This is a genomic window from Lysinibacillus sp. fls2-241-R2A-57, from assembly GCF_030209535.1.
Taxonomy (GTDB): domain Bacteria; phylum Bacillota; class Bacilli; order Bacillales_A; family Planococcaceae; genus Lysinibacillus.
The window spans coordinates 22,327-43,908 of record NZ_JARVRU010000097.1; the positions used below are offsets into that span (position 1 = coordinate 22,327).

Below are 21,582 nucleotides of genomic sequence, written 5' to 3' on the forward strand. Positions count from 1 at the left end.
TGTTGCTGACGCTACGTTAGCACTTCGCTTTCGCACAGATAAAACAATTGTAGCTGACGCTTTGCTTTCGCTACAGAAAACATTTGCCGCTGTCGCTACGCTTTCGCACAGAGCAAAGCTTCCTGGGGGCACCCGATGAGCCGCTTCAATCGACCTATATAGCATACGTTTTAACAAATGTCATCCACAACTTTTGATAATAAACAATTTATATATACATGCATCGTACAATTAACTAAAATGGAAATATAATGATTTTCAAATAAACCCAAAGGAAAGAAGCATATGAACAATCAAGTTTATGCGAACTGGAGCGGGCATCATGTTAAACTAACTTGGCTCCCACAAAAGAAAATAGACAATTACAGCAAAGTAACAAGTGTACATGGCGTTTGTTTTTTTAAAGGGAATGTTTTGCTGGTCCATGTAAGTGGTAGAGGTTTTAACTTACCTGGAGGTCATATAGAGAAAGGAGAAACACCTGAAGATGCATTGCATAGAGAGACATTTGAAGAAGGTTATGTAAAGGGTCCTATCAATTATATTGGAGCAATTGAAGTCAGTCACGAAGAGAATCCTTTATTTAATGCTGATGGTAAGTACCCCCTAATAGGATATCTATAGGATGGATATTCAAAAGTGCCTCCCTTTTCTTCGAGAACATGAAACGATTTCACGCATTTGGGTTGAACCCGAAGAAGTATCTTATGTCATCAATGACCATGAGATTTCACAATTAATCATACAAGAAGCTTTAAGGAGCAAACTTTCTTGCCCTAAAGATTAGCAATTCATTAACATGTATCCTTTTTGATTCAGTTAGGAGGCTGGCTCATGAGGTATTTAATAGGCTTTCTCGGTGTTATTATTATTCTTTTTGGAAGTTTGTTGATGAGCATCACAAGTGAGACCTTTTTTGCAAGGAATATTCTTTATAAACTTTTTGGAGCAATCATATTATTTGTAGGACTTAGAATTTTACAGAAGCAAATTCATCGCAATAAACATTAAAAACAGTTCTCCTTATAAAGTGCGTCTTGTTTTTTGGTTACGTACGCGGTGTTAGAAAGAAGGTTACCGGTTGGACAAGCGTGATCTTTAATGATGAATTTGCCAATGAAAATCCAAAAGAAAGCTCCCAGTCGAAATTTTTGACTGGGAGCTTTTTTTACTTACTTCCCACTTTTAATCCCATCTATCAATCTTAATGACTCTTGTAGAATTATTTGTTGTTACTTTAAGCGTTAGATTCCATTCTTGATCTTTCGAATATCCCACACCACAAGCTGTTGCATGATCGGCACCTTCAATTGGTGAACTAGCAGTATAGGCTTCTAGCGTTTTTCTAATTTGTCTTAAGTCAGCTTTAAGCGTTTCATTAAAGAATCCTCTACCTTTTCCTTCCGATGTGTCCTTTACACCTTCCAATAGAAAGAAAATATGACTTCCGGAATGAGAGAACGGCTCTTCACCCCATAAATTTGGCGAAGTTGTAATCCCATTTACTTTCACAAAATTATTTACTTGAACACTCCATGAATCATCACTAGCGTATGACTGACTACTAATATTCGGCTGACTCCCTTTGACATAATCAAATTCAAATACATCCGTTACATAACCTACCCCACCAGCTACACCGATAAATGAGTATGTTTTCCCGTTTACTTCTAATTCAACTTTGAACGGCGTGCTTCCATTTCCTCTTTCACAATAATTATGAACATAAAATCTATAATGTCCACCCGGAGCATTTTCACTCCACCTAATATTTTCTACAGGGGATGGATTTCTATGATGGCCACCATTCATATCAATATCTAAAAATCCACCAAATTTATCACTTTTATCTCCATAGTAGATGTGTTCCCCTTTTGGTGTTACGCAATGTAGATCTAAGTCGGTATAACCTTCCCATATTAATGAAGCCCGTATTTCATTATTCTCATATCTTCCGCCAGCACTTTCTACTCTCCTTTTAATTTCGCCATCTATTCCTCCGTGGTAATACCAACTAAATGTATTGTTCCATTGTAAAATATTTGGCGCAGTTTCATCGGACGCAGTAACTAATGCCATAAAACGACTAGGATTATCGATCAATACTTCCATATTTTCAGCAGTTGGTAGTATTGTTCGTTGGAATTTTTCCCACGTCATCACTGTGCTAGGAAGAGATAATGGAGATGCAGTTTTTACTTTAGGAATAATATTTGCAAAAATGCCTTTCTTTTGTTCAACAACTTTTTGCTCAGATTGATTTTCCCACAAAAATGATGGAATCTCTTCAAACGTGGCATATCTTCTTCGTAAAGAATTGGCGATTCCTAATTTTTCAACAATTTTTTCTGCTTCTACAATAGCATTTTGCGTTGGAGCAGCTTGTGAGCGCATGTAATTCGCTGGATTCATCTTCTCGGCAAAACGACGTGCAACCGATTCAACTGTCATACCTGAAGCTATGTCATCTAATAATGTACCGATCATAGAACTTCTTACATGACAGAATCCAGCAGGAGCTGTCGCAACAGCTAACCAAACAATATTTATTTTCTGATTATTGTTTCCTATACTAATTCGTTTTTCATGCAATGTTTTAAACCATTCTGCTATCCCTAATACTCTATCTGAACGGTATAATGCTTCTGATTGTAATAAAACTACTGCTTGTTCAACTGTCTCGAAAGTATAATCAAGTAATGCATTTGTTAGCATTTTGAATTCTTCTAGCTTTTCCGCCATCACTTGCCCCGCAGTTTGTAATCTAGAATGGTTCACCATTTCTTCAGGAACAACAACGGATAAATGATTCCACTTCCCAGTACTAGGCTGCCCTAATGCCGGTGAGTTTGAAATAAATACACCAATAATTTTTGAGTTTAAAACCGCATCTTTCATTGCTAAAACAGCAGCTTTAAAAAATGGAGGAGCTATATCCTCATTCCATATAGCTGATGCCATAATGCCATTTTCATCAATCGTTACAAGACCACCAAATCGCTCAATGAACTTTCTACAAGAGCTACAAGTATAATGTTGTCTAGCTTCTACTGGTAAATTATCTAAATACAAATCAAACAGACCTTGAACATTTGTTTTAAATAATTTTTTCTTACTAATCGCTTCATCAAAATAGCTTTTTACATTTTTCTCAAATTCAGGATATCTATCATTCTCATTATTATAAACATTGTTTGTTATGTTACTATTCTCTTTCAATTTTCAACATCTCCTTCGTCTATTAAAATTTCAAAATCACTTTTTTGTGTCTCTTGATGTCATTAACACCTATTATCCACTAAAGTGGCTCATCACCATAACGTGTGGTTGTTTCGTACCGACTGAGCGCGTCAGCCGGAACGAAGAGCAACTAATATACAGCACATATATTTAAAAAATGTCATCCACAGCTTTTGGTGATGAACCTTTAAATTTCCTCCACATGTAATTTTTTCTATTATACTAATATATCAGAAACTCTATGAATATATAAACAGACAAGGTCTTGGTCCTTGGCAGTGATCTCTTAACAACATCAATAGGAATTGGAGTTTGCGGAGTCACGCTATTAGGTAAGGGTATAACTCAATTGATAGCTGAAATGCATAAGACAAAGGAACAACAATTGAGGAAAATGATGAACGAAATATAACAAATAGTCAAAACGTGAAATCCAAAGCATTTGATTTGATAATTATTTTTTTGCCTTTGGTCTTCTAGCATAGCGATGTTTGGTTATATGAATAAGGTTTCTTTTTGTCAAATGCCACTTTATTTTACCTTGCTACGTTTACATCTTAAATAAATAGGGAGAGCAAGTAGAAAAAGTAAAATGGGAATATTACAAAATCTAAAAAGTTAAAGTAGTCCCTTTCAACTTTAATTTTTTAATCTAATTCACAGGCATTTCACTATACAAACATAGCTACCAAATCATATTAATAGTAGTGTAAAGCTAACTTAGCTTTGTGCCTCCTAGTTTGTGGTTTAGGGTCACTTTGGTTCGAGTGACCCTTTTTTCTTCTCTCTCATTGTTATCTGAACTTCACCATTTTTTCTTACCTATACTTTGGATATGATTAAGACTTTTTACAGGGAAATTTTTTACAAAAAATAATAAATCGTTTATAATACATACTTGGATGAAAAAACACGATTCGGTTGGTAGTCCGGATGCATCATTATTTTGGTGTCAGTAACCTTCCCCTCCTCGGGATGTCCATCATTCAAGTTTAATTTATGAGGAGGGACCTACTATGAAACTAACCATTTGTTATGATGGACAATTTTATATAGGGCTAATAGAAAACATTTCCGAAAACAAATACAAAGCATACCGGTATATTTTTGGAAAAGAACCTAAAGATCAAGAAGTCTTTGATTTTGTAAATACGAATTTGTTGGATTTTATCAAAAATAATGATAAACATAGTGGAATACCTATCCAACAAAATAAAGTAAAAAAAATCAACCCAAAAAGACTTCAAAGAAAAGTAGCTAAAGAACTTAAGAAGCCTAGTATTTCTTCTAAAGCTGAAGAAGCTCTTAAAGCTGAATTTGAGCTTAGGAAAAAAGAAAAATCAGTTACCTGCAAACGACTTAAAGAAGAACGAAAAAGTTATATTAGAAATATCAAAGTTCAAAAGTCTAAAGATAAACATAAAGGTAGGTAATATCATTCTTTTTACTGATAACATTAGTTGTCAGTTTTTTTACTGTTCAGTTATCAAAATCAGAAATGATCAGAAATGATTTTCGAAACCTCCATTATTTTCATTCGTATATATATTAAAGCTAAAATAAATGAGGTGATGTTAAGTGATTGGTGGATTTATTATTTGTATTGTTCTTGCTTTCATTATTATTTTCATGGGTTATCAAATTCATATTAAAAAGAAACTGTGGCTCATTGCAGGTTACCAAGAAGACAGTTTTATTGGTGATAAAGAAAAACTGGCTAAGCTCTCCGGGATTTTCTCTTACATAGTAGGTATTGCTACTTTTCTTTTACCTTTTGGACTAGAATTTTTGGGTGACATTAGCGGTATTATCTATGCCGTTTTCATATGTGTTGGTACAGTGGCAATTTTAGTGTGGACACACATTATTAATAAACCTATTTAAACAAAGACTCTGTACAGCTCATCTCTTTGAAATGGATACTTCCCTTAAATTTCTCAGTAGCAAAAAAGAGGTTTTTATTGGTTCATCACCATAACGTGTGGTTGATTTCCGTTCCGACTGGGCGCTTTGTTGCTGCCGCTTCGCTTTCGCACAGCTAAAACATTTGCCGCTGACGCTTCGCTTTCGCGCAGAGCAGAGCTTCCTGGGGGCGTCCGATGAGCCGCTTCACTCGCGTTGCTCGCTCCAGGGTCTCATCTGTGACGCTAATCCCCTAGGAGTCGCCCAGCCTCCACTCCAATCAACCAATATACAGTGCATATAATTTTAAAAATGTCATCCACAACTTTTGGTGATGAGCCTTTTTATATCCTTTTTTATGTTAAGCTTAGATTGATTAACAAAAAAAGGAGGATTTAAATGCTCCATAAATTACGCCTTTGTTCTCCCATTATTTCTGCTATTTTATTTGTCATCCTTGTTTTCATGAATTATTTAGGATATTGGACAGCAGACAGGTTCATTCAAATCCTATTTTTCTTTATTATGGTATTGTCTGTTTTCAATGCGGGTATTGAAACAGAGAAAAAATTTAATAACAGAAGCTGATTGGAATATTCTAATCGGCTTTTTCACTGCATTTTTTTCTTTAAAAAGAGTTTTGCTGTAGTGTGCTATTAAGTCTGCTAAGTACATTTCAAAATTTTAAAGGCAAAAAATCCCCAAAAAAGTAGACATGTATATTACAATGTCTACTTTTTTGGGGAACTTTGCTTCATTCAATGTGCCATATGCGAAGCTGTCCTGAAAGACTATCTAAATGATACTTTTCTTTTATCTTTTCGTACATTTAAAAACATATATAAGCTAAATAACAAAATGCTTGAGATTGTTATTGCTAAAAAATATGTATCTTGAATCTTAAATAAGAAAAGATTCATGGAATTTAATAATCCAAGTGTTGCTAAAAATACCCAATAGTTATTTTTTCTTTTTGAGCGATCTTCGTTACCTAGATAACTAGCAGAAAGCCAGATAAAGAAAGGTAAGAAACATACAATTGAAAAAGTTAGAATAGCCCACCCAATAAATGGCATAGCACCAACACCTCCTTGAACCCGTCTCTAATTTATACGATTGAGAATTGTAATAGTTTCAATTTTATTATTCTAAAAAGTTTGGTTTGAAATGGCCCAAGCGGCTCATCGGACTCCCCCAGTCAGAACGGAAATCAACCACACGTTATGGTGATGAGCCTGATCTTTTAGAAAAAACTAATCTGGAGTCTTTTCCAATTAAATTTTTATTACAGGCAATTCACTATAGAAAAAAAGCAATTCATCATAATAATAGTAGTGTAAAGCTAATTTAGCTTTGCACTCCAATACTCGTTACTAGGGGTCACTTTTTGTGAGTGACCCTTTTTAATTTATAACTTGAATACAATTTTCATAACTTAGATGATTACCACCCTTCCTTCCTATATCTATACATATTATAGATAGTAGAAAGGAGGGGTGCTTTATGGGATACTGGCAAGGTGGAAATGTTGGTAACTACAACAGTTGCTATGGCGGTGGCGGTAGCTATGGCGGTGGTTCATCATTCGTATTAATTGTTGTTCTCTTCATTCTTTTAATTATTGTCGGCGCAACATTCTTGTATTAATAGCTAAATTTTTTTAATTTTTTTAGAATTGAATAAGCTTTCGATTCAGATTTTTAACGAAGAAGTTAATGCTATTTATCATTGTCACAAATAATCATTTCCAAAATCGCTGTTGCTAAATAACATATCATAGTAATAGCAGGATCATGCACCAGCCTTACACACTTCAGTTCATACAAAAAGGTCACTTTTGTCCGAGTGACCTTTTATTTTAGATACAATTCAACGTTTCCTATTTACTTAAATAGTAAAATAAAATTGCTACAATAATATTAGGTAAAGCAATTAGTAAGGAATTCGTAGTAATTTTATTGCGCTCATCCCTGTTTTCAGTTGATTCTGTTGCGAGGTTTGCCCTCATCCTATCCCCACTTACCATGGAACCTGAAAGAATCATTGCTATGCCAATGAAGATACAACCGATCGTCCCCGTAACTAAATGGACTTTTTCCATTCCCCAAAAAATCATGGATATTAAGACAGCACATAGTGATAAGAAAACACCAATTAATAAATACCTCAAACTCCACACCCCCTACTTATTTTACGCTAACTCCCATATTTTGTTTCAAATTGAAGTCAAATTTTTCTTGGGTAATGTGAGTAACAGAGAATTTAGCACTTGATGGAATTTAGTTACGTTTAGCGCATAAAAAAAACGCTATACAATCATCCTTTGTTGATGGAAGTATAGCGATCTCTGAATTTGATTTGTTATTTAGCAAAAATTTCTTCAATTTGGTCAAGCATAATATTTGCTGCAAGAATACCGCCTGCTGTGTTCCAAATGACATCGTCAACTTTATGGACATTGCCTTTTTGTACAGCACTTAAGTTTTTCCATAGTGGATCTTCTGTCCATTCTTTTTCAGTAGCTAATCCTGTTTCATCTTTTGTTGGCATGTAAGTAAAGTAGAATAGTACATCTCCGTCCATTTTAGGAATTACTTCTTTTCCTACCTCAACAGCTAAGTTTCCTAATTTCGCGTTATCTTTAAATAGTTCTGCTTGCTCTGGTACACGTTTGAATCCTAAAGAATCAAAAATAACGCCTGAGAATGAATCTGTATAGTAGATTCGAGATTTATCAGCCATAAAGCGTACGAATGAAACCTCTTGGTTCGTTTTATCACCAAGCTTTTCTTTTAGAGCTAGAACTTTATCTTCGTATGCTTTTAAAACTTCCTCGCCTTTAGCTTCTTGATTTACCGCTTTTGCATAAAGCTTAAAGTTTTCTTGCCAGTCACCACGTAATGTTTCTGCGAAAACTGTCGGCGCAATTTTGCTTAATTTTTCATAGTCTTTTTCTTGTCTTATTTTATTTCCAATGATCAAATCTGGTTTTAAAGAAGCGATTTTTTCAATGTTAATTTCCATTTCATAACCGACAACTTCTACGCCTTCCATCTGATCTTTTAAATGATCATACCAAGGGTTACCTGAAAATGCTTGTGTAGCCCCTACCGGCTTAATACCTAAAGCTAAAAGTGCTTCTGTTCCTTCATTTGTTAAAACAACAACACGTTTTGGCGTGTCTTTTATTTCAGTTGTCCCCATCGCGTGTTCTACACTGTAAGCAGTGCTCTTAGTTGAACTTTCTTCTTTTTTAGTGTTTTCCTTGTTATTGCCACATGCAGCTAACAAAAATACAGCGACAACAGCAAGCAAAGCTAGTAGCTTATGAAATTTCTTTTGCATCTTTTCTTCCTCCTATGTATATGATAAAATAATCGATGATAATGAGAATCATTTTCATCTGATTGAGAACGAAATTAATCATATTGTAAAAATCTATCACCGTCAATAGTTTTTTACAAATATAGAAAGAAAGAGTATGAATGTAGATGATTTTAAAAAATAATTTTTCAAAAACACTAGCACTAATAGTAGGAACACTACTCCTACTCCTTTGTATGGGCATCAGTATTGTATACGGCTATGCAAATACGTCCATTCAAACGACTATTGAATCTTTTACACAGTTTAATAATTCTAACGAGCATATTATTATTCAAAATGTTCGTATTCCAAGAGCACTCATCGCTACATGTGTGGGTGCTTCCTTAGCTATTACAGGCGTGCTTATGCAAACGTTAACAAAGAATCCTTTAGCATCACCTGGAATATTAGGAATCAATGCTGGCGCTGGCTTTGCAGTCGTTTTTGCTATGATTTTCTTCCATGTTTCAAGTTTGCAAGCCTTTGCATGGATTGCATTTTTAGGTGCCACAATAGCTGCTCTATCTGTTTATGGTATTAGCTCAGCTGGACGAGACGCAATAACGCCAGTCAAAATAACTTTAGCAGGTTCCGCTATTAGTGCATTATTTGCTTCCTTTACGCAAGGATTACTTGCAACAAACGAAGCAGCACTCGATCAAGTACTGTTTTGGTTAGCTGGTTCCGTACAAGGGAGAAAGCTTGAAATTCTTTTATCTGTATTACCTTATTTAGTAATTGGATGGATTGGCGCTCTATTCATCTCTTCTAAAATGAATATTCTTGCTCTTGGGGACGATGTAGCGAAAGGCCTAGGATTACCAATAGGATGGATGAAGTTTATAGTAGGTATTATTGTCATTTTATTAGCAGGTGGTTCAGTTGCGATAGCTGGTCCAATAGGATTTGTTGGAATTGTCGTACCCCATTTTGCGCGAAAGTTTGTTGGCACAGATCATCGTTGGCTCATTCCAATGGCTGCACTATTAGGTGGCATTCTTTTACTAATAGCCGATGTGGCAGCACGCTATATCATTATGCCTCAAGAAGTACCAGTAGGAGTAATGACAGCGATGATTGGTACGCCATTCTTTATTTACCTTGCGCGAAAAGGTGGAAAAAAATAATGAAACAGTTAAAAACAGTACGTTTACTACAAAATAAAATATCGTTTTTGCTTGATGTCAAAGCTTCTAAAAAACTGACTTTTATTAGCATCATTACACTAGCTGTCTTTTTCTTTAGTGCCTCATTTGGTGAGTCGTTTATAAATCCTTTAACGGTGATCAAAACTTTGCTCGGCAAAGGTTCTGAGTTTGATCAATTAATTATTGTTGATTTCAGAATGCCTAGAATTTTTCTTGCAGCTTTTGCTGGAATGGCTTTAGCTGTGGCGGGTGCTATATTGCAAGGAATTATTAAAAACCCACTTGCCTCCCCTGATATTATCGGTATTTCCGCAGGTGGTGGAGCTGCGGTCGTTGGTTTTTTAGCTATATTTAGTGACTCCAATCATTCTTTAACAGTTAGTATTGAATGGTTACCTCTTGCAGGTTTTATTGGAGCAACCTTCGTTGGAATTATTGTTTACGTATTTGCTTGGAAAGATGGTGTAACACCAACTCGTCTTGTGTTAATCGGTATCGGCGTCTCTGCATTTATGCAAGCCATTACGACGATGTTGATGATTATCGGCCCTATCTATCAAGCAAGCGAAGCAAATAAGTGGATCACAGGAAGTGTTAAAAGTGCAGATTGGAATCAAATTCAAATAGTAGTTCCATTGATACTAGTCCTCCTACTTATAACATTTTTTATTACTCGACAGTTAAATGTTCAAGAATTGGGTGATGATACGGCTACTAGTTTAGGTCAATCTGTACAAAAAACACGTCTCTTCCTATTACTTTTGAGCTCAAGTCTAGTTGCCAGTGCTATTGCATTTGCAGGCGCGATCGGTTTTGTCGGCTTAATGGCACCACATATTGCAAGACGCATCGTAGGGCCGTCATTCGGTGTGTTAATGCCTACATCTGCCGCAATTGGCGCTTTACTAGTAATGGTTGCAGATATTATCGGACGAACTGCATTTAGTCCTTTAGAAGTACCAGCGGGTGTCTTTACGGCTGCCATTGGTGCTCCCTATTTCATCTATTTATTATTTAGAAACCCTAGAAAATAAAGGAGTCAAATTTTATGACTATAACTTTAGAAACTCAATCACTTACACTAAATTATGGTGATTCCAATATTATTGAAAATCTAAATTTATCTATTCCGATGAATGAAATTACAGTGCTAATTGGCGCCAACGGTTGTGGAAAATCTACACTTTTACGCTCAATTGCTCGGTTATTAAAGCCTAAAAACGGCTCTGTATTATTAGATGGACAAGATATTTTTAAATTATCGACTAAACAAGTAGCAAAAAAACTTTCTATTCTTCCCCAATCACCAGTAGCACCAGAGGGATTAACCGTATTACAACTTGTTAAACAAGGTCGTTACCCTCATCAAAGCTGGCGCAAACAATGGACAGAGAAAGATGAAGAGGTAGTGATCAACGCCTTACAAGCAACGGGCGTTGATCATTTGCAGGATAAACCGGTCGATGAGCTTTCAGGTGGTCAACGTCAACGTGCCTGGATTGCGATGACACTTGCACAGGATACCGATATTATTCTTTTAGATGAACCCACTACTTACTTAGATCTAACACATCAAATAGAAGTTTTAGATTTACTATTTGAATTAAATCAACAGCAAAAACGCACAATTGTTATGGTCCTACACGATATAAATTTGGCCTGTCGGTACGCTGATCATATTATTACCGTTCGAGATCGCGGCGTCTTTCAAGAAGGAAGGCCAGAAGAAATCATGACGACTACGTTAGTAAAACATGTCTTTGATTTAGATTGTCAAATGGCGACTGACCCTATTTTTGGCACACCATTATGTATTCCTTTTGGTAAAGGACGGAAAATTTCTTTATCTGAATAATTGCAATGTAAAACACGTAACCCCTATCTTTGTAACATAATTACAAAATGTTAGGGATTACGTGTTTTTTTATGAAAGGCGGTGAATGCCCTGCCGTTCCTGCTGAAAAAAACTAGCAAAGATTCTACAGTGTTTATGGCAACAAACAGATCAGTGGCTGGAACTTTTGTAGAAGTTTCACTTTGTGCCTACCCCAACATTTGATGTTAAACAACTTAAATCACCCACTAACATTAAGTTTCCAACTATGTTATTTATTAGTATTCTATAACTTTAATATTCCATTAAAATGAAAGGATGTAATTATGAATCTACATATAACCCAATATTTTAGAGATAGTGTAGCGGCGAAGTTATCAATAGATTTTAAAAGAAGTACATATAACACTGTTTCATTTCAAGATTTTAAACTAGGTGTGATTCCAGAAATAACGTTTCAATATTTATTTAGTAAAGATAAGAATCATTCGGAGGATTTTAAAGAAGTAATAATTGTTGCAAAGACAATTAAAACAATCTATAAAAGTCAGGAAAAAATCCAAAACAACACTGAGGAATTAGCTGGAATTTTTTTCATTCCTGCTTTGATAAACACACAAGGAAAGCTATTACCTCCAGAAGTGAAGACACCTTGGATACCAAGGGAATATTTATTTCCTTTAATAGATGAAACTGTAGCTGTTGGCAATTTAGAAACTTTCGATGATTATATGAGTACTTACTCGCACGAATTTAAAAAATGTACTGATTGGGAATCCTATTTTAATTTGTGTAAATGTATGTATGAGCAAATCACTGGACATACTCTATTGGATTTAGTAGTAAATGATATTGAATTGGAAGAAACCATTTACATTTTCAAGGACGAAACTATAAATGCAACTCGAAATATATTAGCGCTATATGATGATTTGATAAAAGGTAATTATAAACATTCCAAGTTATATTTAAACTTTATCAAGAAAGAGTTTAGCCAATTAAAACCTTTGATCAAAAATTCTGTGGATGAATCACAAAAACATATTGGTCAGATGGGAGGAGAGTATGGACTTTCCCCTTCTCAAAGAGAATGCCTCATTCATTTCAATAATATGGAAGAAGGTGAAGTCTTAGCAGTGAATGGTCCACCTGGTACTGGTAAGACAACACTCTTACAAACACTTGTGGCAAATTTATATGTAGAAAAGGCTTTAAAAAAAGAAAAAGCCCCACTCATTGTAGCTTCTTCGACAAATAATCAAGCTGTTACGAATATTATTGAGTCCTTTGGGAAAATAGAAAAAAAATGGTCCCATTCTAATTTAGAAAATAGATGGGTAGAGGGTGTAAAAAGTTTAGCTGTTTATTTTCCTTCGTCTAGTAAGGTGACCGAAGCAACAACAAAAGGATTTCACCATACAAATCCTTCGGGAGATCATTTCTTTGAAACTGTAGAAAACGCCGAAAATGTTCAGAAGTCTAAAGACAAATTTATGCAAGAGTGTGCTACTTATTTTAACACACCCATTCATTCTTTAAATAATTGTGAAAACCAAATTTCAAACAGGCTAAAACAAATTAATAATGCTACTAGTATTCTTTTGAATTTATTTAATGAATATTTCGATATTTGTCAAATTGAAAAAAATATCAATACGTTTATTTCAGACATCGATAATGAAATTGAAAATGGCAAAGTTCAATTAGAAAATTTGAAGTTAAGAGTAAATGAATGGCAAGCGGAATATAAGAAAATTCCTTTTTATTATCATTGGTTAAAATTTTTGCCGAGTTTTAAACAAAAGATTCAGGATAGAATAAATACCTTCATAAACATTGAAGAAGATTTTCTAAACGATCAAATGGATATAGACGATATTATTTCAAGCTATAGTTCGATTATTAAGGATGTAAGGAAAAACATTCAAGATAAAGAACAATTAAGTAAAAAAGTGAAAGAAATAAAGGTAAATATACAGGAAGTTATTGATAGTTTAATCTGTTTAAATGTTATTGAAAGTAAGGACATTGACATTTCGAGTGTCACAAATATTAATCAATTAAATAGTCTTTTGGATACTTCTTTAAGATATTTATCATTTTGGCTAGCAGTACATTATTATGAATGCAGATGGTTAAAAGCAAGAAGACTTAGCGCCAAACAAAAAGGTAAGACTTTCGAAAATGTACTGAATTTAGTATATGAAAACTTAAGTATGCTCACACCTTGTTTTGTTATGACTTTTTATCAATTACCAAAGCTACTTCGTGCTTATGAGGAAAAACAACATAAATATCTCTATAATAAAATAGATTTATTAATTGTAGATGAAGCTGGACAAGTCACTCCTGAGATTGCTGCATGTTCATTTTCATTAGCGAAACGAGCTGTTGTAGTAGGCGATATATATCAAATTGAACCGGTATGGAATATTCATAGAAACCTCGATTTATCTTTAGCAAAAACTGCTGGGGTTATTAGCCAGAAAGAAGAATTTGAAATTTTGACAACAAGCGGAATAAATACATCAGAGTCTAGTGTGATGAAGGTTGCTTGTAAAAGTTGTAACTATGAGAAATTTGGCGAACGAGGACTGTTTTTAAGTGAGCATAGACGCTGTTATGATGAAATTATTGATTATTGCAACAAGTTAGTTTATAAAGGCAATTTAGAGCCAAAAAGAGGATTAGGAATACAAGATAAAAAATGTAAATTAAATGAACTGTCTATCCCTCATTTTGGGCATTACCAAATCAATAGTGTTCAATCCAATAAACGTGCAGGTAGTAGATATAATGAAATAGAAGCAAAAGAAATAGCGAATTGGGTAGTTAACAATTTTGAACAATTAAAAGAAGTGTATTCAAAAACAGATCCTAGAAATATTTTAGGAATAATTACACCTTTTAAAATGCAAGTTTCAGCGATTAAAAAGGAATTACCGAACGAATTAAAATCACTAGTATCTGTAGGTACTATTCATACATTCCAGGGCGGAGAAAGAAACATAATTATTATGTCCACTGTATACGGGAAGAGTGATGGATGTTATTTTATTGATGCTAGTAAAAGTTTATTGAATGTAGCAATTTCAAGGGCAAAAGATAGTTTTTTAGTCTTTGGAGAAATAGATTGTCTCTCAAATAGTGAAACCGTCCCAAGTGGAATGTTGAAAAAAATAGTGACAAAATTTTAACCAACTATCATTTTTAAAGTTGAAAATTACTTAGAATACGGAAAAATACTTTAGATAAAGTATTTCCGCCTGAAGATTATAGTATTATTGAGCAACTCACGACGAAAGTAGAGTTATCATTAGATTTTTTTGATCGGAGTATAGTAAAATAAAACCGCCCTTACACTTACAATTGCTACAGTGAAGCGGTATCATAAGGGCGGTTTTTCTTTTAATTTGTAATCAATACATATGTCCTAAATATTCTACAAATAATTCTTGCTCATTGATCCCCTCATCAACAGAAACCCTATATGCTTTCCCTTCAGGTTTTGAACTAACAATTTTATGAACATCTTGATCGATAAAATGAACTGCCACTCCATCATCAACGGCAAGGCCAGATGAGAGTTTTTTAGTTTGGACCAAATTATGATAAGCTGGTTTTCGATTGATTTCTCCATCATAATGAGGACAATTACTTCCTGGAAGAAACCCTAAACAATTTATCGGTTCTAAATCTCCTCCGCCATATGAATCTGTTATTCCTTCTTCAAACCAACAAATTGAGCCAGCGCTAATGCCTGTTAAAAGGATTCCCTCATGCCAAGCTGTCTTAAAAATGCGATCTAACGACCATTCTTTCCATAAAGCTAAAAGATTTTTAGTATTTCCCCCACCAACATAAATAATATCCTTTTCCAAAATAAAACTTTCTAAATCTCGAGTTGGCGGAGAAAAAAGTGATAAGTGGGACGGAATACATTTTTGCGAATCAAAAAAAGAATAAAACCTCGAAATATAGTTTTCCGAGTCCCCGCTTGCGGTCGGAACAAAGCAGATTTTAGGATTAACTTTGTTAGACTGCTGCAAAATATATGTATCTAATAATGGATTATGAGGCTCCATAGAAAAGCCCCCTCCCCCTAATGCAATAATTTGTTTCATCTTATTCCCCTTTCATTCTATTGATTTTTTAGAAAATACTACATTTTTCTGATTATATAATACATTAGTCCATTTTTAAATATGTAAAAGCTTAATAATACTGCCGTATTAAAAGAATCCCTGCTTGGATTTTTGAGATATTACTAGACTTAAAAAACGCTCCCCCATAAGTTCAAAAACATTTTCATTTTATTACTGGTGTAGGCATATCATTGCTCCAATCCTCAATAAATGGGGCTTGGTGAGGATTAAGGTTTAATGGTATTTCATTTCTCGATACAAAGTATAATTCACTACTTTCATCATTGATTTGTATAGTACCTTTATAATCGTTTGAGTAAAAAATTATCTGAACACTATATACTTTATCTCCATTTGAGTACTCTGCATAACCATTTTCACCTGAATACAATCCAAATAATGTCACATTGTTCAGAATAATATTAGTTTCTTCAAAGACCTCCCTTTTAACCGTCTCTTCAAGGGTTTCTCCGATTTCCAAGATGCCCCCTGGGATTCCCCAAACATCCTTGTCAGTCCTTTTTTGTAAAAGTATACGTCCCATATCATCTTCAATTATTGCTCCACATCCAATAGTCAATAGAGTTTCATGCCCGATCATTTGCCTCATTGTTTTAATGTAGTCATTCATAATATGATACCCTCACCCCTCTTTAGAAACCAACACAAAACATTTATGGTCGAAATTACCATAAAGTTTACTACAAATATTATTTTACAAGGTTTCTTCCAAAAAACAATGTCTCAAAACCAACTGCAGAGTGTAACTATAGGAGCGATTAATATTATGAAATATTTGATAAAGGCAAGACTTAATTTACATCAGAAACCAAGTTTTGCCTTTTCGAGCTTTCAAATCATTAATTATTTTCCATCTTTATTACTTGATTTTTGAATATCAAGGAGCTCTGAAATCGTTACAAATTTATATCCCTGCTTCTCAAGTTCTGGTAAAATTATTTTCAATGCTCTCACGGTTTGCTCACGATTTCCACCACCGTCATGAAATAACACTACACTTCCAGGCTTAGCACCTTTTAAAACAGTATTAACAATCCTCTTTTCTCCAGGATTTTTCCAATCGAATGTATCTAAATGCCATGACCACATGACAACTTTATACCCTTCTTTGACAATTGCATCAATCATGGCATCCGTATACTGGCCTTTAACTGGTCTAAATAAAACAGGAGAATATCCAGTTATACCAAAAATCGTTGCATGTGATTGTTTTATCTCTTTCATTAATTTAGAAACATTCGTTCTTAAAGGATGCGTATATGTGTGAATGGCCAGCTCGTGTCCTTCTTCGTAAACGCGTAAAGCAAGCTCAGGATTTTTTTCTGCATTTTCACCCACAATAAAGAATGTGGCTTTTGCATTATATTTGGATAATATATCTAAAATGTCAGGTGTGTACTTTTTATGAGGACCATCATCAAAGGTTAAGGCAATTACTTTTTCATCCGTTTTTATATCCCACAAAATTTGTCCCGCTTCTTCGTAATATTTCCTTCCTTTGTCAGCAAAAGATTTTTCATCTACCAAAAATACAAAGATCCCTAAAATGTATAGTGCGATCAATAGATAATATTTCCTCAAGTTTTCACCTCCTGCAAATAATGATACCTAATCATTATTATTTGAGGTTAAAACAAAAAAATGCTTGTATTTTTGTATTATTAACTGTATATAAAACCAAATTCTAACCAAAATGAATGTACTCACTCTGTTGAAATTTGGTAGCTATCGAAGCATTATATATATATCCGTTTACTAAAGTTCATCGAAAAAATTTCACAAGTGTCTTTGCAATTTGAAAATTTTTGAGTATTTAGTTGTTCCATGATAATATTTATCATAATTAGCTCATCACCAAAAGTTGTGGGTGACATTTGTTAAAACGTATGCAATATAGGTTGATGGAGTGGAGGCCGGGCGACTCCTTGGGGATCAGCGATAGAGGAACGAAGACTAAGAACATCACATCCTGTGATAACGCCTTCGTGACCAACATCGTGTTGGCCCGAGACCCTGGAGCGAGCAACGCGAGTGAAGCGGCTCATCGGACGCCCCCAGGAAAGCGCCCAGCCGGAACGGAAATCAACCACACGTTTTGGTGAAGAGCCTCATAATTAAAGGAGTACTTTTATGGCAACTATAGAAGACTTTATTAATCTAGATATAAGAATTGGTACAGTTATTCAAGCTGAAGAACTCCCGAAAGCAAGAGTTCCTGCCATTAAAATGAAAATTGACTTTGGAGAAAAACTGGGAATCAAGCAATCCTCTGCTCAAATTACCAAACGCTATACACCAGAAGGCATTGTTGGTAAGCAAGTAGTAGCTATTGTTAATTTCCCTCCTCGTCGAGTGGCAGGCTTTAAATCAGAAGTTTTAGTTATTGGTGGAGTTCCTGTAGACGGCGATGTGATTCTACTAACGCCTGACCAATCTGTACCAAATGGAACTAAAATTAGTTAATGATAGTTAGAGGCTGGGACATAACTGGTCAAAACCTTAAAAAGCGCGAGACGTTGATCTCTCGCGTTTTTCTGATGTGAATTAATTTTGCTTTGAAAATATACTTATGTCTCAGCCGCTTTAACAATTGATTTCACTGTATATAAAAGCCAACGTTTGAATCCAAACGTTGGCTTTCCTTTAATTTCAAGAACTGTTTTTAAATTTGATTATTTCGATTCACTTTATTCCACTAAAACATCAGTTTAGTATAAGTTAGAAGGAAGATACTTTCTCCATTCCTTCCAGGCTTCCATATAACCATTTAAATCGTGCGGATGAACTTTAATACACACTCCAATACGTGTATATAATTGAAAAACAACTTCATCCAAAAGTCGTTCTTTAGTAAAGGATGCATTCCCGTCCCACAAGGAAAACGATGAAAAAAGTGTATTGACATCTAGACTATCTGGTGAAGAACAAAACGCATAGGTAAAATCGTAAATTTTGGGACCGATTAACGGTGATGGATCAATAACTCCTTCTAACTGGTTACATGAATATACAAAATTGTGAACACCAGTATCTCCGTGGAGATAATACTTCTCCTCTTGATCGTGATAAGTTTTTAATCTATTTACCAACAACTCTACTCTTTCATGGTCCTCGCTCGGTAAAAGCTTACCTATGTTCAATTTGGCAGACTCAAAACTACTTTGATTAAAGTCTGACCAGGAGTTTCTATGAATCCCATTTATTCTTCCCCAAGGTGTATCTTTGTCCACCTTTTCATAATTATTGAATAAATTTTTAGTTAAAATATTCATCCATTGTAATTTCGATCCCCGATTATAGTGCGTTTCCCCATGTATATAAGAGTAAATAATAAATTCTTTTTTATTATCCGTGTAAAAGACATCTGGCAACAATGTCACATTTTTATATGCAAGTAGGAATTCCTCAGTGGAAGTTATTATCTCAGGATGGTCTATCTTTATCACGTAGGTTGGTACATTTTTCAACAGGATCGTATATAAAATACCATCAGTTGTACCACTTTTTAACCCCTGCAATTCTAGATGATCATTTATTATTAAACCTTTATTAATGAGTACATCAATGATTCCATTTATTTTTTCCATTTTTCAGTCCTTTTAGTCGAATTAGTTAACTACCCAATTTAATAGGTTCGCTATCTTTTTCAACAATCCTTCCTCGTTATATGAAAAGTTGCCTTTAAAGACTTTCCAGAATTTAAGATGAGAAATCATCAATAATTTCTACCACTTCAATTTTTCCGTTTATCAAAAGTTCAGTAAGCTCATTTTCAACATTTCCCTGCCAATATTCTCTAGCTTGTTCAATTTTTTGAGAGAAAGGAACCCCATCCTCTTTTGGTAAAAGATTTGCATCACCTTCAAAATAATTCCCAATAACTCGAAGTTTAACAATCTGCAAAACATTACGATTATATGAATCAAATATTTCTTTCCATTTCAAAACGTCTTCATAACTTTTAGCAGCGTATAAGCAAGACAATCTTGAAGGATATTCAGGATGTTCTTGTAGTCTAACCATTTCTACTACCACTTCTCTAATAGCTCTAATTGTTTGTCCTACATACTGAATAGCTACTTCGGTATTCTCTTTACTAATGTTTAAGCCCTCATTTGTATAATGACCGTATAAAATCTTAATAAAGTCTTCACCTTTAGAGTTCAATTGTTCCCTTTCAAAAAAGAAGCTATATAAGGTGTTTTTTTGGTTCTTGTCAAAGTTAATTATCTGCCCTGTGCTCATTTTATTGCTAGTAACGATATGATAAACAAAAAATTCGTTCTCGTTCATGCTCTGCCTCCAGTTGGACTATATAATTAACTACATAACAGAAGAAGAAGGGATTGTTCCAATATACATTAGTCTCGGAATATGTAACGAATCTTTTGTTTACACTCAAGGCAAATAAAAGATTCGTGATTTCTTTCGTTATTTTCCTCTCCGTATAGAACGCATACCTTTTAATAAAGTGATATTACCCGATTTGAGAAATTGCTCGTACCTTTCACTATTAACATCATATATTGCAAGTTTTCCTTCATCATCGTAATGTATTCCCCACCCATACTTCTTTACCAATGGTGAAGCTCTAAATCATGCTTTAGGTTTTTGAAAAAAATGTTTTCTGATTTCATCTAATTCATCTGATTTAATTTGGTTTTTAATCAAATAAGTTTGAATTTGGACATCTTCCTGCGTATATTTGTAAGGGTTATTACTGATTAAGTCATATTCAATCGAAGCTATGGTAGGTTTGTTATTTCTTGGGAGCGGTGTAATAGCAGAATTAACTACCGAATCCTCTGAAATTTCAATAAAAGTATTTTTATAACTCATTAAATTACTCCCCCCTGCAACTATTTACCTTAATTACTTTGACAAAAAATCATTAATTGAAACGCAATAAGAAAAAAGAGCTGAAGACCATCCATTTCTGATCTTTATTCCTTGCACTTGTCCCTTCTTTTTAATTATCTCCCACCACTAATATTTATAATTTCTCCGAGGATATAATTTGAAGCATCAGAAGAAAGGAAAGCAATTACCTCTGCTATTTCCGTAGGTGTTGCAGCCCGTTTAATAGGTACAGATGAAGCCATACGCTCAAGTCGATTATCGCAAGGTGCAAATTTATCATGAAAAGGTGTTTCTACCATTCCAGGTGCTACCCCATTCACGATAATTCCATATTCAATTAGCTCTCTGGACATTCCAATCGTCATTGTATTTATCGCCCCTTTAGCAGATGCGTAATGAATACTTTCACCTGCTCCTCCAATACGTGCAGCTGTTGATGATACATTAATAATTTTTCCGGTTTTTTTCGGAATCATATGTCTTAATACAGCTTGGGAGCATAAGAGAACACTATTTACATTTAATTTGAACGTTTCTTCCCATAGCTCTTCACTCAAATCCATAAATGTGCTTTGGCGTATGCCACCACCAGCGTTATTAACTAAGACGTCAATTGTGCCAAATGAAGAAATAGCTTGTTCAACCATTGAGTTCACTTCTTCTTTATTCATAACATCAGCTTTAATTGCAATGGCGTCTCCATCTTTTTCTTGAATACGTCGGACGGCTTCCATGGCACTCTTCACATTTGAATTATAATTAATAATTACTTTAGCTCCTATAGATGCCATCAACTCGGCAGTAGCAAGCCCAATACCTGAGCTTGCGCCTGTGATGAGGATAACCTTTCCTGATAAGTTATGCATAGCTTCCCTCCCTAGCAAAATGTTTTAATAGTAATTCTACATTTTACATCGTCCCCAAAACAGAATCGCTAAAGCTCCTTTAGTTCGTTTGATAGGAATACTTTGAAGATTTATCGAAACTATTTGAGCTTTTATCGAAACAAAGTCTCATTTTATCGAAACTTTTTGGGCTTTTATCGAAAAACAAGCTCTTTCTATCA

20 protein-coding genes and 1 pseudogene are annotated in these 21,582 nt (G+C 34.5%); 10 read left to right on the forward strand and 11 right to left on the reverse strand.

The annotated features are described in order from the left end of the window. Nucleotides 1–285: 285 nt before the first annotated feature. Nucleotides 286–624, forward strand: a complete 339-nt coding sequence (locus QRN68_RS16385; RefSeq protein WP_285397975.1) for an NUDIX hydrolase — start codon at nucleotides 286–288, stop codon at nucleotides 622–624. Nucleotides 625–1,185: 561 nt separating this feature from the next. On the opposite strand, the gene QRN68_RS16390 is transcribed toward QRN68_RS16385, so the two are convergent. Next, nucleotides 1,186–3,219 carry a YfaP family protein gene (locus QRN68_RS16390; protein WP_285397976.1) on the reverse strand — a complete coding sequence of 678 codons (2,034 nt, stop codon included), beginning with the start codon at nucleotides 3,217–3,219 and terminating at the stop codon, nucleotides 1,186–1,188. A 1,037-nt stretch (nucleotides 3,220–4,256) separates the two neighbouring features. Between QRN68_RS16390 and QRN68_RS16395 the strand changes: the two genes are divergently transcribed. The 3 genes from QRN68_RS16395 (at nucleotide 4,257) to QRN68_RS16405 (ending at nucleotide 5,730) form a co-directional block, all read left to right on the forward strand. Beyond that, a complete protein-coding gene (locus tag QRN68_RS16395) occupies nucleotides 4,257–4,673 on the forward strand; it encodes a YjdF family protein (protein ID WP_285397977.1) in 417 nt (138 codons plus the stop codon). 145 nt (nucleotides 4,674–4,818) lie between these two features. Next, a complete protein-coding gene (locus QRN68_RS16400; RefSeq protein WP_285397978.1) occupies nucleotides 4,819–5,124 on the forward strand; it encodes a DUF3784 domain-containing protein in 306 nt (101 codons plus the stop codon). A 417-nt stretch (nucleotides 5,125–5,541) separates the two neighbouring features. After that, complete coding sequence (locus tag QRN68_RS16405) at nucleotides 5,542–5,730, forward strand: hypothetical protein (protein WP_285397979.1); 189 nt, start codon at nucleotides 5,542–5,544, stop codon at nucleotides 5,728–5,730. Between the two features lie 203 nt (nucleotides 5,731–5,933). Here QRN68_RS16405 and QRN68_RS16410 read toward each other — a convergent pair whose 3' ends face one another. Next, on the reverse strand, nucleotides 5,934–6,218 hold the full coding sequence (locus tag QRN68_RS16410) for a hypothetical protein (protein ID WP_285397980.1): 285 nt from the start codon (nucleotides 6,216–6,218) through the stop codon (nucleotides 5,934–5,936). 427 nt (nucleotides 6,219–6,645) lie between these two features. On the opposite strand from QRN68_RS16410, the gene QRN68_RS16415 reads away from it, so the two are divergent. Further along, nucleotides 6,646–6,789: a YjcZ family sporulation protein gene (locus QRN68_RS16415; RefSeq protein WP_285397981.1), complete on the forward strand. Its 144-nt coding sequence runs from the start codon at nucleotides 6,646–6,648 to the stop codon at nucleotides 6,787–6,789. A 232-nt stretch (nucleotides 6,790–7,021) separates the two neighbouring features. On the opposite strand, the gene QRN68_RS16420 is transcribed toward QRN68_RS16415, so the two are convergent. Further along, complete coding sequence (locus QRN68_RS16420) at nucleotides 7,022–7,312, reverse strand: DUF5316 domain-containing protein (protein WP_285397982.1); 291 nt, start codon at nucleotides 7,310–7,312, stop codon at nucleotides 7,022–7,024. Between the two features lie 191 nt (nucleotides 7,313–7,503). Further along, a complete protein-coding gene (locus tag QRN68_RS16425) occupies nucleotides 7,504–8,487 on the reverse strand; it encodes an ABC transporter substrate-binding protein (RefSeq protein ID WP_285397983.1) in 984 nt (327 codons plus the stop codon). Between the two features lie 146 nt (nucleotides 8,488–8,633). Here QRN68_RS16425 and QRN68_RS16430 point away from each other — a divergent pair, with 146 nt between their 5' ends. The 4 genes from QRN68_RS16430 (at nucleotide 8,634) to QRN68_RS16445 (ending at nucleotide 14,687) form a co-directional block, all read left to right on the forward strand. Further along, complete coding sequence (locus QRN68_RS16430; RefSeq protein ID WP_285397984.1) at nucleotides 8,634–9,635, forward strand: FecCD family ABC transporter permease; 1,002 nt, start codon at nucleotides 8,634–8,636, stop codon at nucleotides 9,633–9,635. Then, the gene (locus QRN68_RS16435; protein ID WP_285397986.1) at nucleotides 9,635–10,690 is read left to right on the forward strand and encodes a FecCD family ABC transporter permease; all 1,056 of its coding nucleotides are present in this window, start codon (nucleotides 9,635–9,637) and stop codon (nucleotides 10,688–10,690) included. The genes QRN68_RS16430 and QRN68_RS16435 overlap by 1 nt, the downstream gene beginning before the upstream one ends. 14 nt (nucleotides 10,691–10,704) lie before the next feature. Next, a complete protein-coding gene (locus tag QRN68_RS16440) occupies nucleotides 10,705–11,511 on the forward strand; it encodes an ABC transporter ATP-binding protein (RefSeq protein ID WP_285397987.1) in 807 nt (268 codons plus the stop codon). Between the two features lie 305 nt (nucleotides 11,512–11,816). Beyond that, a complete protein-coding gene (locus tag QRN68_RS16445; protein WP_285397988.1) occupies nucleotides 11,817–14,687 on the forward strand; it encodes a DEAD/DEAH box helicase in 2,871 nt (956 codons plus the stop codon). A 222-nt stretch (nucleotides 14,688–14,909) separates the two neighbouring features. Here the strand turns inward: QRN68_RS16445 and QRN68_RS16450 are convergent, their stop codons facing one another. From QRN68_RS16450 to QRN68_RS16460, 3 genes are all read right to left on the reverse strand, one after another. Then, nucleotides 14,910–15,614 carry a Type 1 glutamine amidotransferase-like domain-containing protein gene (locus QRN68_RS16450; protein WP_285397989.1) on the reverse strand — a complete coding sequence of 235 codons (705 nt, stop codon included), beginning with the start codon at nucleotides 15,612–15,614 and terminating at the stop codon, nucleotides 14,910–14,912. Between the two features lie 184 nt (nucleotides 15,615–15,798). Beyond that, nucleotides 15,799–16,266 (reverse strand): NUDIX hydrolase, encoded by a 468-nt coding sequence (locus tag QRN68_RS16455; RefSeq protein WP_285397991.1) that lies wholly within the window; start codon nucleotides 16,264–16,266, stop codon nucleotides 15,799–15,801. A gap of 233 nt (nucleotides 16,267–16,499) precedes the next feature. Further along, nucleotides 16,500–17,183: a polysaccharide deacetylase family protein gene (locus tag QRN68_RS16460; RefSeq protein ID WP_285397992.1), complete on the reverse strand. Its 684-nt coding sequence runs from the start codon at nucleotides 17,181–17,183 to the stop codon at nucleotides 16,500–16,502. A 603-nt stretch (nucleotides 17,184–17,786) separates the two neighbouring features. Between QRN68_RS16460 and csaA the strand changes: the two genes are divergently transcribed. Continuing rightward, nucleotides 17,787–18,119, forward strand: a complete 333-nt coding sequence (gene csaA / locus QRN68_RS16465; RefSeq protein WP_285397993.1) for a chaperone CsaA — start codon at nucleotides 17,787–17,789, stop codon at nucleotides 18,117–18,119. Nucleotides 18,120–18,364: 245 nt separating this feature from the next. On the opposite strand, the gene QRN68_RS16470 is transcribed toward csaA, so the two are convergent. From QRN68_RS16470 to QRN68_RS16485, 4 genes and pseudogenes are all read right to left on the reverse strand, one after another. Beyond that, a complete protein-coding gene (locus QRN68_RS16470) occupies nucleotides 18,365–19,243 on the reverse strand; it encodes a hypothetical protein (protein WP_285397995.1) in 879 nt (292 codons plus the stop codon). Between the two features lie 112 nt (nucleotides 19,244–19,355). Beyond that, nucleotides 19,356–19,949, reverse strand: a complete 594-nt coding sequence (locus QRN68_RS16475; RefSeq protein ID WP_285397997.1) for a DUF2441 domain-containing protein — start codon at nucleotides 19,947–19,949, stop codon at nucleotides 19,356–19,358. 138 nt (nucleotides 19,950–20,087) lie between these two features. Next, nucleotides 20,088–20,495: pseudogene (locus QRN68_RS16480) on the reverse strand (DUF6157 family protein). A gap of 134 nt (nucleotides 20,496–20,629) precedes the next feature. Further along, entirely contained in the window at nucleotides 20,630–21,382 is a 753-nt protein-coding gene (locus QRN68_RS16485; protein ID WP_285397999.1) for an SDR family NAD(P)-dependent oxidoreductase, read from the reverse strand. Nucleotides 21,383–21,582: the final 200 nt, after the last annotated feature.

Coding starts and splice junctions, on each gene's coding strand:
- QRN68_RS16445 (WP_285397988.1), top strand. CDS start 11,817: ATGAATCTACATATAACCCAATATTTTAGAGATAGTGTAGCGGCGAAG.
- QRN68_RS16450 (WP_285397989.1), bottom strand. CDS start 15,614: ATGAAACAAATTATTGCATTAGGGGGAGGGGGCTTTTCTATGGAGCCT.
- QRN68_RS16475 (WP_285397997.1), bottom strand. CDS start 19,949: ATGAACGAGAACGAATTTTTTGTTTATCATATCGTTACTAGCAATAAA.
- QRN68_RS16470 (WP_285397995.1), bottom strand. CDS start 19,243: ATGGAAAAAATAAATGGAATCATTGATGTACTCATTAATAAAGGTTTA.
- QRN68_RS16455 (WP_285397991.1), bottom strand. CDS start 16,266: ATGAATGACTACATTAAAACAATGAGGCAAATGATCGGGCATGAAACT.
- QRN68_RS16415 (WP_285397981.1), top strand. CDS start 6,646: ATGGGATACTGGCAAGGTGGAAATGTTGGTAACTACAACAGTTGCTAT.
- QRN68_RS16395 (WP_285397977.1), top strand. CDS start 4,257: ATGAAACTAACCATTTGTTATGATGGACAATTTTATATAGGGCTAATA.
- QRN68_RS16440 (WP_285397987.1), top strand. CDS start 10,705: ATGACTATAACTTTAGAAACTCAATCACTTACACTAAATTATGGTGAT.
- csaA (WP_285397993.1), top strand. CDS start 17,787: ATGGCAACTATAGAAGACTTTATTAATCTAGATATAAGAATTGGTACA.
- QRN68_RS16410 (WP_285397980.1), bottom strand. CDS start 6,218: ATGCCATTTATTGGGTGGGCTATTCTAACTTTTTCAATTGTATGTTTC.
- QRN68_RS16435 (WP_285397986.1), top strand. CDS start 9,635: ATGAAACAGTTAAAAACAGTACGTTTACTACAAAATAAAATATCGTTT.
- QRN68_RS16385 (WP_285397975.1), top strand. CDS start 286: ATGAACAATCAAGTTTATGCGAACTGGAGCGGGCATCATGTTAAACTA.
- QRN68_RS16425 (WP_285397983.1), bottom strand. CDS start 8,487: ATGCAAAAGAAATTTCATAAGCTACTAGCTTTGCTTGCTGTTGTCGCT.
- QRN68_RS16430 (WP_285397984.1), top strand. CDS start 8,634: ATGATTTTAAAAAATAATTTTTCAAAAACACTAGCACTAATAGTAGGA.
- QRN68_RS16485 (WP_285397999.1), bottom strand. CDS start 21,382: ATGCATAACTTATCAGGAAAGGTTATCCTCATCACAGGCGCAAGCTCA.
- QRN68_RS16405 (WP_285397979.1), top strand. CDS start 5,542: ATGCTCCATAAATTACGCCTTTGTTCTCCCATTATTTCTGCTATTTTA.